The organism is Streptomyces sp. NPDC006283 (genome assembly GCF_040613325.1).
In the GTDB taxonomy this organism is placed as follows: Bacteria; Actinomycetota; Actinomycetes; order Streptomycetales; family Streptomycetaceae; genus Streptomyces.
Genome location: NZ_JBEXRZ010000240.1, coordinates 1 through 10,864 on the forward strand (window position 1 = coordinate 1; position 10,864 = coordinate 10,864).

Here is a 10,864-nt window from a genome sequence, read left to right on the forward strand (position 1 = left end):
GCCTGCTGTTGGTGATCTACGCCTACGGCACGAACACCGGGATCAAGGCCGTCGCCTCCGGCGGCCACGGCCACACCGAGGACGAACTGCGCTACGTGCGCCGCCGGTATCTCACCCCGGAGACGGCCCGGCAGATCACCATCGAGATCGCGAACGCCACCTTCGCCGCCCGCAGTGCCGAGTTGTGGGGCCAAGGCTCGACCGCGGTGGCCTCCGACTCCACGCACGTGAGGGCCTACGACCAGAACCTGTTCACCGAGTGGCACTCGCGCTACAGCGGCCGTGGGGTGCTCATCTACTGGCACGTGGAGAAGAAGTCCCTGGCCATCCACTACCAGCTGATCAACTGCACCGCTTCCGAGGTCGCCGCGATGGTCGAGGGCGCGATGCGGCACGGCACCACCATGGACGCCGCGGTCGAGCACCTGCGGGGTCTTCCAGCGGATGAGCGGGAGCACGACGTCCTGGACGAGGACGTGGCCCGCTCTCGCCGCTCAAGCATGCCAACCTCAACTGCCTGGGCCGCTACAGCTTCGCCGCCCGTCCGCCGCGTGAGGGGCTGCGGTCCCTGCGGGACCCGGCGACCGTGCACCTCGACGAGGACGACGGCGAGCAGGACTGACCGTCGGGAGCCGACCACGGCGATGCATTTCGGGCGACACTGCTCACAGGCACAACACCCTCAGTTGTTCGTTATAGTGAACGTATAGTTCGCTATCTATCCTAGCGAGGGTGTCATGCAGGTTCCCGCCTACTACGCAGATACATACGAAGCACAGGCCCGCACCCAGGTGGCCGCCATAGGCGAGCACGACGGCGCACCGTGGGTGGCGGTCGAGCACTGTCTGTTCCATCCGCAGGGCGGGGGTCAGCCCGCCGACCGCGGGTGGGTGGACGGTCATGAGATCACTCCCGTACGCGACCACGACTCCGGGCTGGTCATGGCCGTGGCCTGCGGCGACGACGCGCTGCCGGAATTCTCAGCCGAACAGCCGGTCGAGGTCCGCATCGACCTGCCGCTGCGCACCGAGCATGCCGCGCTGCACACGGCCGGCCACCTGATCGAGGCGGCCGGACGGGCCCAGGGCTGGGTCCTGGCCGCGAACAACCACTTCCCCGGCCAGGCCCGGATCGAGTTCACCGCGCCGCAGCCTGACGCCCGCCTGGACACCCCGGAAGGCCGGGAGGATGCCACCGAGGCGCTCCGTGCCGAGGTTGCCAAGGCCATCGCGCAGGATTGGCCGGTGACCTGGGAGAACGATGCCGAGGGGCGCCGCATCGTGCACCTGGCCCATCTGCACTCGGCGCCGTGCGGGGGGACCCACGTGCGAAGTCTCGGCGACCTCGCCGACGTCGTGCTGCCGACCCTGAAGGTCAAGAAGGGCCGGATCCGCGTCTCCTACAGCGCCGGCCACCGGGAGCGGTCATGACACCGCCGGGGGAGCGCCGGCCCGCCAGCAGCACCGCGATCGCGGTCGGAGCCCAGATCCGCCAGCGCCGGGAGCAGCGCGGCATGAGCAGCGCCGAGCTGGCCCGCCGGGCGGGCCTGAGCAAGGCGACGCTCTCGCAGCTGGAGGCCGGGCGGGGCAACCCGACCATCGAGACCCTCGACGCGCTCGCGATCGCCCTGCGCATCCCACTGACCGACCTGCTCGCCCGCGACATCGACCCGGGACCGGTGTTCGTGCCCGGCACCGACCTGGCCGACGGAGAAGTGGGACGCGAACTGCTGCGCCGCATCAGCAGCGGCAACAGCCTGGAGATCTGGCGGCTGCGCATGCCCCCCGGCACCCATCTGGACGGCGTGCCGCACGCCACCGGCACCATCGAGCACCTGCTGGTCTCCTCCGGCCACCTCACAGCCGGACCCGGCGATGCCCCCACCGACCTGCACCCCGGCGACCTGCTCGCCTTCGCCGGAGACGCCCCGCACATCTACCGCACCGGCCCCGAGGCGGCCGACGTCACCGTCGTCATCGCCTCCCCCATCATCAGCTGAAAGACCCCTGAACATGAACATCACCGCCCCACCGTGCCCGGCACCCAGCGGATATTCACCAGCGACAACACCGCCGGCGCCTCGCCCGAGATCGTCCAGGCCGTCACCGCCGCGGCCGCCGGCCAGGACCTGCCCTACGGCGCCGACCGCCATACGGCCAGTGCACGCGCCCGCTTCGCCGAGTCTTCGAACGCGACGTCGACGTCCTGCCCGTCTCCACCGGGTCCGCGGCCAACGCCCTGAGCCTGGCCGCCCTCACCCCGCCCTGGGGCAGCGTGCTGTGCCACTACGACAGCCACATCAGTACCGACGAGTGCGGCGCACCGGAGTTCTTCACCAGCGGGGCCAAGCCGTCGGTCTGCCCGGCGACGATACGCCAAGATCGATGTGGAGCAACTCGCGACACGGTCTTGCGAGACGCTCACACCGGACGCTCAAGCCGGCGTGCGTGCCCTGCTGCACGAGCGGCGCGCCTGGGCATGCGCGGTGGCCGGGATAGCGCCGGAGACCGAACGCGCCCTGGACGCAGCCCAGGAAGCGCTGAACAGCGCGGACGGCTCGCCGCAGCCCGACTGGGCATCCTAGGTCGACCAGAGGGAGCTGCAAATCATGGGCGGCCGGTGCTAGACCGAGCTACGTCGCTCCCTGCGAGCCGTGCCGGTATTGGAGAGTGCGCTCGCCGGGTTCGACGACAGCCACGCTCGTGACAAGGCTCTGTACCTGACATGGTTGGCCGACTCGTACATGACGGCCGGGGAGGTCGAGCAGGCCGCCAAGGTGACCTGCCGAGCGCTCGACCTGACCAACGGCGTCGCCTCCGTCCGGCCACGGCGACGACTGCAGCCGGTCCTCGAGCGCCTCGCCGCGCACCGCGGGGTCACAGCCGCCGACGAGGCGCTCGACAAAACCGCGCTCTGACCTACTTTCCGCTCTCCGGGCTGGTGTTCTGGGACAGCCAGTTCAAGCACCCGGGGGAACCGGCCACGATCGGCACGGCCTGCACCTGAGGCGTCTCCCACGGGTGGTGCTTGAGGAGGTGCGCCTCGAGCGCCGGGTACCGGTCGGTGTGGGTGCTGAGTAGCAGCTGCCACTCCTCGCCGGTGCCGAACTCTCCGAGACGCCAGAAGAGGGACGTCTCGGGCCCGATGATCTGGGCCCCGGCGGCCAAACGCTCTTTCACGACGGACTGGGCCAACTGGACGGCCTGTTCACGGGTCTCGATCGCGGTCGATACCTGCACGTAGTCTGTCATGGACGCGACCCTCCCGCCGCTGGCCGTCCCGACGAACCGGCCGCTGAGCTCGGGTGCGTCATCTGGATGCTGGCCGCCAGGAGGAGGCGACCCCTCCCTGTGAATAGCCCCGTACCGCCCAGGGGCCGTCTACCGGCACGCCGCTGGCAGGCATCACGCGCTCGAGGGTTGCGGGCGGCACGTACCGCGTCCAGGGCGTTCAGGCCGAGGGTCGGACACGGCGGCGGGGCCGGCCGTACGGGAGCCCTACACCGGCGCAGTCGGTGATCACGACGGCGAAGCCCTTGTCGAGCAGCATGTTCATCGTGAACGACTCGTAGTCGTCTCCGGCGACCATGCGCCATGGACGGCGAGCAGCGGACCGCGTTGCCGTGGGTGCCGGGCGTGAACAGGACGTGTGGGCGCACGGGGCGGGGGCTTCTTGCAGGGCACGAGGACCATGCCGGTCGCCGGTACGTACCGCACTGTTCCGCGGTGGTGGATCCGAGCGGGTCCGCGTTGGTCGGGTGCGCCAGCCTGGTCCGGTATTTGACCCTGCGCCGACGCCGGGATGAGTGGATCGCGCTCGGTGTGGGAAGAACTGAGGTTGCTCGTCCTGTCCGCCTACGACCGCATGATCGGCGACCCTCGGTGATCATGAAGCGTGAGAACTCCATGATCGGGAACCGTGCCTGCACCACTGCAACCGGCTGAGGCGCCCTTGGCCCTAGGAGTGAAGGCCCCGCGCAGGCTCCCCAATGAACAGGCTCCGCGCCACCGATGCGGCTGGGTGGCGCGGAGCCGTTCAGGACAGACAGCTCCAGCCGCCGCAGGTTCTACGGCCCCCGGTCGAGTCCCGACGGATGCGAGTGGAGCGCAGGAGAGGCTTCTAGCTAGGCGGCCCTCGTTGCGGGCAGCGGTCGCATCATGCATCCGCCCAGGTCCCAGAGCATCGGTCCATAACGTGCTGCCCTTGTAGTCAGCAATCACGGTGGCCTTCATGGTGTTCTGCTTCTTCTTGCCGGAGACGAACACTCGCCGCCCGCCGCGGCCGGCCACAGGCCGGCGAACCTGGATCTCGGTGGCGTCCAGACGAAGCTCGATACCCTCAGCCTCTGCGTAGGCGAACACATCCGCCAGCGTCCGAAGCCGCAGGCCGGGACGGTCGGGTCCCCCGCCCGGCCTGCAGGGCGCGTATCTCACCGATCGCGCGGGTGACAGTAGAGCGGTCGACACCGAACAGCAGCCCCAGCACCGAGTGCGGGAGGTCATGCCGCAGATAATCAGCGTGGCCATCAGCCGGTCGACGAAGACCAGCTGATGCCAGGCACCGGCCCCCGCAGCCCGCTTCCTCACGCCGCCGCGTGCATCGTGACGGCGGCCCTCGACACCGGCCTGCCACGGCTGTGCCAACTCCTCGATCAGGCATGCGAGATGACTCGGCAGATACCCGTAAACAGCCGATGCGCCAGGACCGTTCGATTCGCCAAGATCGCCACGGGCGGATCATGCCATCCACCAGCGACAACGCCGCAACGCCCCCTCCCCCATTACACGCACCAACCCGTAAGCCGTCAGCTGGCCTTCGAGGGTTCGGGGCCGGCGGGGACGGCTGCGTCGTCGACGACGGCCTGAGGGACCTCGGTGGGTGGCTTGCCCTTCTCGATCCGGTCGACCACCGGGGCGATCGCGTCGTACATCCGCCGCGCGAGCTGCTCGATCGATTTATCCGCGAACGCGCCGCCGCTGACGTCCTCTTCGAGTGTCTTGAGGTAGTCACGAGCTGCGAGCCGATGAGTGTGATCTCGACCAGGCCGTCCGGCCGCGCCGCCGAGCTTGCGGGGCTTAGCGTCCTCGTGCGAGTCGACCCTGTACTTGCCGGTCTTGGTGCACTCCCACAAGTGGTCAAGAGTTCACCACTCACCTTCGCCACTACTGGTGTCGCCGGTCGAACCGACGCTGTCACCAGTGTTGTTGCCGTAGTTGTTGACTCCCCACGGGTCTCCACCGCCTGCATCGGCCTGTTCGGGATGCGTCAGGGGCTGGGCAGCCGACGGCTCCTGCGCCTGCTGCTGGCCGTGGTACTGCTGCGAGATGTCAGCGGACTGCTCGTTCTTCTGCCCATCGGAAGGCAGCACGACAGTCGGCAGCACCGGCGGGTCCAGCTGCGTCGGCGGCTGCGCACCAAACGTCTGCTGCCTCCACTGGTCCCACCAACCCGACGACAGCGGACCATCAGCCGCCGACGTGCCCCCGTTCCCAACCAGTGCCACAGCTTGCAACTCTGCCTGCGGCTGTTGAGGCTGCTCTGTCTGAGCCTGTTGCTGCGCGGCAGCGGGAGTAGCACCAGGGTCACCCGCCGGAGCATCCGCCCGCGCCTGCTGCTCCCCGGGAGCGGCCGGGTCGGCCGGTTTAGCGTGCTCACTACCGGACGGTTGTGTGACAGCCTGCTGTTCCTGTCCCGGCTGTATGGTCGGCGAGTTGGGGTTGTACGTCCACTGGCCGCCTCCGGTCTTGTTGCCCGTCCAGGTCCATTGCGGATCCTTCTCGCCCGTGAACTCGTGATGGTCACCAGCCCACGTGAAGCCGTTTGTGGGGTTCTGGGCGGTGCTGGCATGGCTCTGGCTGGTCTTCTGTTCGGCATCCCTGGCCAAGGCGTCACTCAGTACTGCTTTTCCATCCCGTATACGCTGTGACTGGTCGTCACCGGGGCGGTAGTGACTGCTCACAACAGCGACCTCGTCCGCATTCGGCTCGACAGGATTCCCTTTGTGAGTATCGGGGCCACAGCCCTGCGGCTGTGGAACCCCGTTTTCTTGTGTATTCATGATTGAGTCGCAGGTTGTCTCATCCGCTGGGTGGTCCAGCCCGCCAACGTGCCCCAATTCGTGACCAGCCAGGAAGAGACCATCTGCCTTCACGTCTTGAAGCCTTGCTTTCTTCGCCGCTTCTAGCGAACTGAAATGGCGCACTCTTTCCACCCGTTTTCCCTTCGCTGAGCTCCAAACGCTATCCCTGAGTTCGTATTCGCCATTGCTACCTTTGCGGACGGGCTGCGAATTTACAAAATCTGCCTTACTGCGGTCGTAAATCCAAGGATTGAGTCGCATTTTGCCTTCTGCGGCTACGACCTCGCCCCGTACGGACTCATCCAATTCAATGTCCAATTGATGCTCTTGCTCTACGCCCGCTGGGCGGAGCCAGTTCCATCCAAGCCTTTTGTTCCACGTGTCTGCGGCAGCTGTGATGCTCTGCTTCGCGTACTCATGGACATTGGGGTTGAATCCGTAGTACACGCTGCCGTCTTTGGCGGGGGCTACCCAGTAGCCCATGTCTTGCGCTTTGGCCGAGCTGGTGGTGGCGGCTGCTATTTGTAAGCCGCTGGTGACGGCGAGGCTTGCGGCTGTTACGGTAAGGAAACGTTTGTTCCTCGGATTGGCGGCGGCCCTTTCCATGCGATGGCGCCCTCGCTGCTTGTCGCTGTGACTCATTAGATTCCTCGTCTGGAAAGTGTCTGTGCTGGCGGGTTGGGTTGGTTCGCGCTGTCGTCTGCTGCCGGCGTCGAGGCCTGCGATAGCTATGTGAGTCGATGCCTGATATTTCGAATTGGATTCACCAGGCTGCGGGTGACTGTGGGATGTGCCCTCTCCTCGTACGGGCCCACAAACAGTCGGCGGTGAACGCTTCACCCCTCCAGCGTCGCTGCCGACTGGCATCGCCGGTCGAACCGGCTCTGGCACCTGTGTTATTGCCGTAGCTGTCCGTTCCCCTCTCAGGCGGTGTGCGCACTTGCCGCGATCACCAGCTAGCCTGTTACCGCGGGTAGCAGATTTAGACGATATCGTTGCCAACTGGACTGTCAAGACATAGGGAAATGTTCACGCGACGAGGCGAGGCCGATTTACTTGACGTTAAAGCGACCCTGCTCGACAGTGTGATGTTTGTGAGAGTGTCAGAACTCCATCGATGTAGGGCCGTTGAGCTCGAACGCTGCGGCGGGGAGCTGAACAACGATCAATCCCGGGGCTCGCAGTGAGGGTTCATCGGATCCCCGGTAGGTACCGGTATATGCGATTTGACCGAATGCAGGCACTCTGGCTGCTCCGGTCGGCATTCTGCCTTTCAGGGTGGTTATCGATCATTGAGCCCTTTCATCCTGGCCACTGATCGGGTGACGGCGGCTGGGCACGCAACGCACGAGGCCCCCGCGCCCGTTGAGGGAGGTGTTCGAAGTCTCAACCCATCGGCACAGGAGCCTCGGGCGCCCCCGTTCTCGCCGACCGCGCCTACCAGGGAGCCGGACCGTGGGTGACCACCGGGCGCAAACGGCCTCCCGGCGGCCACCCGCCCTGACTCCAGCAGCCGCTACCACGCGCAGCAGCAGATCTTCTTGCGCAGCCGGCGACAGCCGCCGCATGTCCCCACCTCGATCACACTCAACCGACGACCAGGCAACCCAACGGTTCCGCCTCAATAGCTCGCATTCCCGGCTGGCCATGTTCAGGCTGGACGTCGTCACCGCGCTCGATGAGATTAAACCGGCGGGCTCTAGATTTCCCCGAATGGCGTAGCTGTCGATCTTGGGTGACGCTGGGAGCTGAGTCGTCCACGAGGAAGACGTATCCGGGAGAGACCGTGCCCGAAGCAACATCCCTGGAGGAGACCGTGCTCGTACCGATAAGGCGCGTCGCCTTGGCATTTGCCCTCTGCTGCTCCCTGCTCGTCGGCACGACCGCTTACGCCGACAGCCGCAGCAATCCGCAGGACACCACCAATGCTGTCGCCCAACCGAGCCCCAGCCCCACCGAAGAGGAACGGAAGCTCGCCAAGACCCGCTTCGCGGTGGACGCGGGCCTCGCCGCCGGTGCCACGTATGAGTGGATCGTGAAGCCCTTCAAGGCGGGCAAGTTCAAGAAGGGCCATCACGGTCGCACGATGGCCCTCGTCAAGGCCGGTCTCGCCGGTGCGTTCGCGTACAACCGGCTCAAGGCAGCCGTCGCCAACGCCGAAGCCGACCCCGCCCTCTCCAAGGCGCTTGCACCGCTCACCGCGAGCATCGAGGGCTTGAAGAACCTGCCTCACGAGTTCCACAAGCGCGACTCCGCCGACTCGACGGTGAACAGCTACCAGGACGTCATCAACAAGGTGAAGGCCGCGGGGACAAGCGCAGGCGCCCAGGTCCAGAACCAGGTGCCGTCGCCCCAGCAGCTGATGAGCTCCTCGTAGTCGTACGCGCCACGGCCCGAAGCTGCAGGAACTCGCTGCACTCGCTGCCCCGGCCTTGGGTAAACGCGGGTGGCGCCACGGGCTGGGGCAGGGAGTGCGCGATTCACCCGTTCGGCTGATTTAGGTCGCCTGGTTAGGTGACTAGGCCGTGCCATGGCTGGTGAACCGCATCCGCCTTTGTGTGGGAGGTGGCTGATGTATAACATGCGCGCCGAAGAAATGGCAACGGAGTACGGCCCAGGACTGCGCTGGCACGCTCTCGATCACGAGGGCCGCGCACTGTGCGGCCGGCCCCTGAACAGCAAGTCGATCCTCACACTGGTGAGCGCGCTGGACCGCGAGGATTACTGCCGCCGCTGCATGAAGGACGTGGCCGCCGCCATCCGCGCAAGCCTCGTCGGTGCACCGTCCGACGCCCAACATGGGGAGCGGCGGGCATGAGCGGGCCCACGGCCGGAGTACACCCGCGGGCGGGCGTGGCAGCCGAAGAGCCACGCTCATCCGCCCGGCCGCGGCTGCTCGAATGATGGCGCGAGGCCGCGGACTGGAATCTCACCCCGACGCAACGGTCCCTCATCATCACGTGGGCGTCCTTCGGTACGATATTGGGGCACCGTGCGGCTGATCACCCATAGCATCTGGGGAGGCTGGCTACCCTGGGGCAACAATTCCGCCGGCGGCGAGCATCTGCACCACTACAACTTGGCATCGCGGCCCTCGCCGCCATCGGCCTGGTCGCGGTACGCCGTGACGAACGGGCAGTGGGCCACTCGGCAGTCGCTGCCGCGTACGGGGCTGGAACTGCCCTGAACAGACCCCCGTGGACGTCCGAGTGCCCCACGCCTCTATTCGGGCTCCGGCGGCGTGGTGGTGGGCCCGCACACTGCGCCTTCGGAACCGGGCCGACGCCACGTGCCCTGTGCTGCCAGCCAGCGTTGGAGCACTGTCTCGCGCTCATGCGATGGGAGGATGGCGGAAGTGCGCGTCTCATTCCACCATTCGGTCATGACCGCGGGTGAGGCGGTGCCCTGGGTGATACGCGTGAGCAGCGTGCGCGAGAGAGCGGTCTCCTGGCGGGAGTACGCGCTGGTCCCGGAGGCGACGGGTATCTCGATGGTGCCCTCCGCCGTGCCGAGTTCCACGGTCATCATGTCCGGCATATCGCGCAGTCCTGGGGTGCCGCCGAGGGCAAAGGCAAGCAGCCCGGATACGACGGATTCCACTCGCTCTCCCAAGGTTGGTTCGGCCGGGACGCCGATCACCTTTACGTCCTGCAACTCGGACCAGGCCCATGCTCGTGATTCGGGGCCCAGGGTCTGCAGCCCTGCTGGTGACAGCGCTAAACCCGAGGTCGGCGCAAATGAAGGTATGCCAAGATATGCCCCGTTCGTACCAATCCAGAACAGGCCGATCATGCAGCCCTGCCGCTGAGAAGTGCTGTGCGTGGACGACGACTTCAAGGTGAACTCCAAGGCCATGGCGGCCCCGCTATCTGGCGGGCGACGCTGCCGGGTGAATGTGAACACGCCCGTAGGCAGGCCATCGATGCATCAAGACCGGCTGCACTGCAACGAATGAAGGACGTGGGCTGCTCACCCTCCATACATCCCCAAGTCGCCGAACCCACCTACCAGTCACTTATTGCAACACAGCCGAAACACTTCTCATCACGCGACGCGAGTGACTGTGACCGAAAACACGGCCCAGTGGATGCTCAGGCCCTCTGAAGCTGCTGCGGCTAGAGAGGCAATGCCGTGTAGTTAGCGGTGGGGCTGATGGGGGGCGGGCAGGATGTGGATGCTGATCGTGGCCTTGTAGCTGGTGCGGTCGACGAACTCTTTGGCGTTGTATCTCGAGATGGCGCGTTTGATGACGCGGGGCCGGGTGCGGATGCGCCGGTCGGGCATGAGGTCCGGCCAGGATGCGACGGCGTGTTTCACCAGCACATACTCATCACCCTTGAATACTCATAACAATCCGAGTGTCCGAGCCGGGGCACACCCTCTGACGGCGTCAGCCGAACGCGTGTCCCTCGCCCGCAGGGTCACGATCGTCATATTCACGCATCCGGCAATATCCGGATGAGCCCAACGACCAAGCGCCATATATCACACGGTCTGACATGGGTCCGGTGCAGATAGCGGGACCACGCGACCGGGCTGCGAGCCGACTCGACTTCGGCATTTGAGTCATATCCTTCACCTGGATGGTCCTGACGCGAGCGCGCCTCTTCGCTAATTGCCTACCGACTCCTCTTCGAGCAGCCCGTTCGTGCGACTTTCTGCCTACGGTCGTTGCGTCCCTGAACGGGCCCTACGGAGGATGAATTCATGCCACACAGGCGCCGTCTCATCCGCACGGGCATCGGAACGGTCACCGCCGGTCTTGTTGTCTCCAGTGCTGTTTCC

The 10,864-nt window shown here is 66.1% G+C and carries 14 protein-coding genes and 3 pseudogenes; 10 read left to right on the top strand and 7 right to left on the bottom strand.

From position 1 onward, the window contains the following. The 7 genes and pseudogenes from ABZ070_RS31625 to ABZ070_RS31655 form a co-directional block, all read left to right on the top strand. Nucleotides 1-710, top strand: a 710-nt coding sequence (locus tag ABZ070_RS31625; protein WP_356638843.1) for a Tn3 family transposase, incomplete at its 5' end; no start/stop codon positions are given. 27 nt (nt 711-737) lie between these two features. Continuing rightward, a complete protein-coding gene (locus tag ABZ070_RS31630; protein WP_356638845.1) occupies nt 738-1,430 on the top strand; it encodes a metal-dependent hydrolase in 693 nt (230 codons plus the stop codon). Beyond that, nucleotides 1,427-1,999 carry an XRE family transcriptional regulator gene (locus ABZ070_RS31635; protein ID WP_356638847.1) on the top strand — a complete coding sequence of 191 codons (573 nt, stop codon included), beginning with the start codon at nt 1,427-1,429 and terminating at the stop codon, nt 1,997-1,999. Before ABZ070_RS31630 ends, ABZ070_RS31635 begins: the two co-directional genes overlap by 4 nt. A gap of 33 nt (nt 2,000-2,032) precedes the next feature. Further along, nucleotides 2,033-2,242 carry a hypothetical protein gene (locus ABZ070_RS31640; protein ID WP_356638849.1) on the top strand — a complete coding sequence of 70 codons (210 nt, stop codon included), beginning with the start codon at nt 2,033-2,035 and terminating at the stop codon, nt 2,240-2,242. After that, nucleotides 2,206-2,304: pseudogene (locus ABZ070_RS31645) on the top strand (hypothetical protein); the annotation flags it as partial. The gene ABZ070_RS31640 and the pseudogene ABZ070_RS31645, both read left to right, overlap by 37 nt. 139 nt (nt 2,305-2,443) lie before the next feature. Then, nucleotides 2,444-2,584 carry a hypothetical protein gene (locus ABZ070_RS31650; protein WP_356638851.1) on the top strand — a complete coding sequence of 47 codons (141 nt, stop codon included), beginning with the start codon at nt 2,444-2,446 and terminating at the stop codon, nt 2,582-2,584. 69 nt (nt 2,585-2,653) lie between these two features. After that, nucleotides 2,654-2,917: a hypothetical protein gene (locus tag ABZ070_RS31655; RefSeq protein ID WP_356638853.1), complete on the top strand. Its 264-nt coding sequence runs from the start codon at nt 2,654-2,656 to the stop codon at nt 2,915-2,917. Nucleotide 2,918: 1 nt separating this feature from the next. Here the strand turns inward: ABZ070_RS31655 and cutA are convergent, their stop codons facing one another. From cutA to ABZ070_RS31680, 5 genes and pseudogenes are all read right to left on the bottom strand, one after another. Beyond that, nucleotides 2,919-3,251, bottom strand: coding sequence for a divalent-cation tolerance protein CutA (gene cutA, locus ABZ070_RS31660; protein WP_356638855.1), 333 nt, complete (start codon nt 3,249-3,251; stop codon nt 2,919-2,921). A gap of 199 nt (nt 3,252-3,450) precedes the next feature. Next, a complete protein-coding gene (locus tag ABZ070_RS31665) occupies nt 3,451-3,588 on the bottom strand; it encodes a hypothetical protein (protein ID WP_356638857.1) in 138 nt (45 codons plus the stop codon). Between the two features lie 542 nt (nt 3,589-4,130). Continuing rightward, a pseudogene (locus ABZ070_RS31670) lies at nt 4,131-4,720 on the bottom strand (transposase family protein); the annotation flags it as partial. Nucleotides 4,721-4,804: 84 nt separating this feature from the next. Next, nucleotides 4,805-5,131 carry a hypothetical protein gene (locus tag ABZ070_RS31675; protein WP_356638858.1) on the bottom strand — a complete coding sequence of 109 codons (327 nt, stop codon included), beginning with the start codon at nt 5,129-5,131 and terminating at the stop codon, nt 4,805-4,807. A gap of 12 nt (nt 5,132-5,143) precedes the next feature. Next, nucleotides 5,144-6,721 (bottom strand): hypothetical protein, encoded by a 1,578-nt coding sequence (locus ABZ070_RS31680; RefSeq protein ID WP_356638860.1) that lies wholly within the window; start codon nt 6,719-6,721, stop codon nt 5,144-5,146. A gap of 769 nt (nt 6,722-7,490) precedes the next feature. On the opposite strand from ABZ070_RS31680, the pseudogene ABZ070_RS31685 reads away from it, so the two are divergent. From ABZ070_RS31685 to ABZ070_RS31695, 3 genes and pseudogenes are all read left to right on the top strand, one after another. Next, nucleotides 7,491-7,571, top strand: a pseudogene (locus ABZ070_RS31685) (IS5/IS1182 family transposase); the annotation flags it as partial. A 324-nt stretch (nt 7,572-7,895) separates the two neighbouring features. Further along, the gene (locus tag ABZ070_RS31690; RefSeq protein ID WP_356638868.1) at nt 7,896-8,456 is read left to right on the top strand and encodes a hypothetical protein; all 561 of its coding nucleotides are present in this window, start codon (nt 7,896-7,898) and stop codon (nt 8,454-8,456) included. A gap of 204 nt (nt 8,457-8,660) precedes the next feature. Then, nucleotides 8,661-8,897 carry a hypothetical protein gene (locus ABZ070_RS31695; RefSeq protein WP_356638862.1) on the top strand — a complete coding sequence of 79 codons (237 nt, stop codon included), beginning with the start codon at nt 8,661-8,663 and terminating at the stop codon, nt 8,895-8,897. Nucleotides 8,898-9,301: 404 nt separating this feature from the next. Here the strand turns inward: ABZ070_RS31695 and ABZ070_RS31700 are convergent, their stop codons facing one another. Both ABZ070_RS31700 and ABZ070_RS31705 read right to left on the bottom strand, forming a co-directional pair. Further along, nucleotides 9,302-9,934: a hypothetical protein gene (locus ABZ070_RS31700; RefSeq protein WP_356638864.1), complete on the bottom strand. Its 633-nt coding sequence runs from the start codon at nt 9,932-9,934 to the stop codon at nt 9,302-9,304. A gap of 282 nt (nt 9,935-10,216) precedes the next feature. After that, entirely contained in the window at nt 10,217-10,396 is a 180-nt protein-coding gene (locus ABZ070_RS31705; protein ID WP_356638866.1) for a hypothetical protein, read from the bottom strand. Nucleotides 10,397-10,864 lie beyond the last annotated feature (468 nt).

Coding starts and splice junctions, on each gene's coding strand:
- ABZ070_RS31630 (WP_356638845.1), top strand. CDS start 738: ATGCAGGTTCCCGCCTACTACGCAGATACATACGAAGCACAGGCCCGC.
- ABZ070_RS31635 (WP_356638847.1), top strand. CDS start 1,427: ATGACACCGCCGGGGGAGCGCCGGCCCGCCAGCAGCACCGCGATCGCG.
- cutA (WP_356638855.1), bottom strand. CDS start 3,251: ATGACAGACTACGTGCAGGTATCGACCGCGATCGAGACCCGTGAACAG.
- ABZ070_RS31665 (WP_356638857.1), bottom strand. CDS start 3,588: ATGGTCGCCGGAGACGACTACGAGTCGTTCACGATGAACATGCTGCTC.
- ABZ070_RS31680 (WP_356638860.1), bottom strand. CDS start 6,721: ATGAGTCACAGCGACAAGCAGCGAGGGCGCCATCGCATGGAAAGGGCC.
- ABZ070_RS31695 (WP_356638862.1), top strand. CDS start 8,661: ATGCGCGCCGAAGAAATGGCAACGGAGTACGGCCCAGGACTGCGCTGG.
- ABZ070_RS31700 (WP_356638864.1), bottom strand. CDS start 9,934: ATGGCCTTGGAGTTCACCTTGAAGTCGTCGTCCACGCACAGCACTTCT.